This window comes from Methanobrevibacter sp. 87.7 (assembly GCF_002208625.1).
Lineage (GTDB): Archaea > Methanobacteriota > Methanobacteria > Methanobacteriales > Methanobacteriaceae > Methanarmilla.
In genome coordinates, this window is sequence record NZ_MRCT01000242.1 from 1 (window position 1) to 1,754 (window position 1,754).

Consider the following 1,754-nt stretch of genomic DNA (forward strand, 5'->3'; position numbering starts at 1 on the left):
AATAATAAAATAAATAAGAAAAAAGAATTTTAATAAAATTAAAAAAACACAAGTAAACATGAAAATTAAAACTAAACAAAAAACACAAAAAATAATAAAAAAAACACACAAGAAAAATAAAACTAAAATAAAAAAATCTAAAAATTAAAAATATTAATCTTATATAAAAATAATATATTTAATTAATATAATCTAATTACTATTAAATATATATTATATATTATTATAGCGATTTAAAAATTATAAATCAAATTAAACAGGTTTTATTATGGAATACGATATAAACGATTTAGACCAATTAATAACAAAAATAGAATCTCAAGTTGATTATGCAGATATTAGAGCAGGAAAAGGAAATGGAACTAGTATCGTTATGAAAGATGATAAATTCCAAGAAATTAACAGTGGATTAACAAATGGTGCTAGAATAAGAGTACTTAATAATGGAGCTTGGGGTTTTGCATATACTAATGATTTATCAAAACTTGAAGAAGTATCAAAAACAGCAATTAAAATATCTAATTCACTTAAAAGTGATGTAAAAATGAGTGATGCTGATGTAATTGAAGATGATGTTAAAACACCAAGAAAAATCCCAGTATCCTCTGTAGATATTAATGAAAAAATAGATCTTATTAAAGATACAAATAAAGCTGCAAAACTTGATAATATTATAAGTGCTACAGTAAACTATTCAGATAGTGAAACTGAATCTGTATTCTTAAACAGTGAAGGAACAAATATCCATATGGAAGAAACTAGACTTGGAATGTTCTTAAATGTTATTGCAAGTAATGGTGAACTTATACAAATAGGTCATGATAGTCTTGGTGGAGCAAAAGGATATGAAGTTCTTAAAAATGCAGATATTGAATCTTTTGGAAGAAATGTTGCTGAAAGTGCAAAAAGGTTACTTGATGCAAAAGCAGCACCATCTGGAAAATTCCCAATTATAACAGATAATACATTAACTGGAGTAATGATTCATGAAGCATTAGGACATGCAGTAGAATCAGATTTAATCTTACAAGATGATTCAATATTAAAAGATAAAATGAATACCAAAATAGGATCAGATATTGTAAACATCTATGATGACCCTACTATGGATGCATTTGGTCACTATGAATATGATACAGAAGGAGTTAAAACCTTTAAAAACCATCTTGTAAAAGATGGAGAATTAGTATCCTTATTAAGTTCAAGAGAATCAGCAGGAAAACTCGGAATTAAATCTTCAGGAAATGCAAGATCAAGTATGGAAGATCAACCAATAGTAAGAATGAGTAATACTTACCTCCAACCAGGAGACATGAGTTTTGATGAATTAATTGAAGATATTAAAGATGGAATATATCTTAAAGGATCAAGAGGTGGACAAGTAGATACTGGTAAAGGAATCTTCCAATTTAATGCTACAGAAGCATTTAAAATTGAAAATGGAGAATTAACTACACCATTACGTGATGTATCTTTAAGTGGTAATATACTTGAAACACTTAAACATATTGATGGACTTGGATCTGACTTTAAAACAAGCGTTGGTTTCTGTGGTAAAGATGGACAAATTGCACCAGTAGGTGATGGAGGTCCACATACTAGAATACAAAATGCAATTGTTGGTGGAAGCCAATAATTACATTTAATTTTTTTTATAAATTACTATTTTTTTATAAACTTATAATTTTAATACAATTACTAATTTTAAATTAAAAACTACCAAAATAACTACAATTCAAATACCTACTAATTTT

At 26.6% G+C, this 1,754-nt stretch carries 1 protein-coding gene; it reads left to right on the forward strand.

The window, feature by feature from the left end:
- Positions 1 to 268 precede the first annotated feature (268 nt).
- Positions 269 to 1,636: a TldD/PmbA family protein gene (locus tag BGI41_RS07965; RefSeq protein ID WP_088540167.1), complete on the forward strand. Its 1,368-nt coding sequence runs from the start codon at positions 269 to 271 to the stop codon at positions 1,634 to 1,636.
- The last annotated feature ends 118 nt before the right edge of the window (positions 1,637 to 1,754 follow it).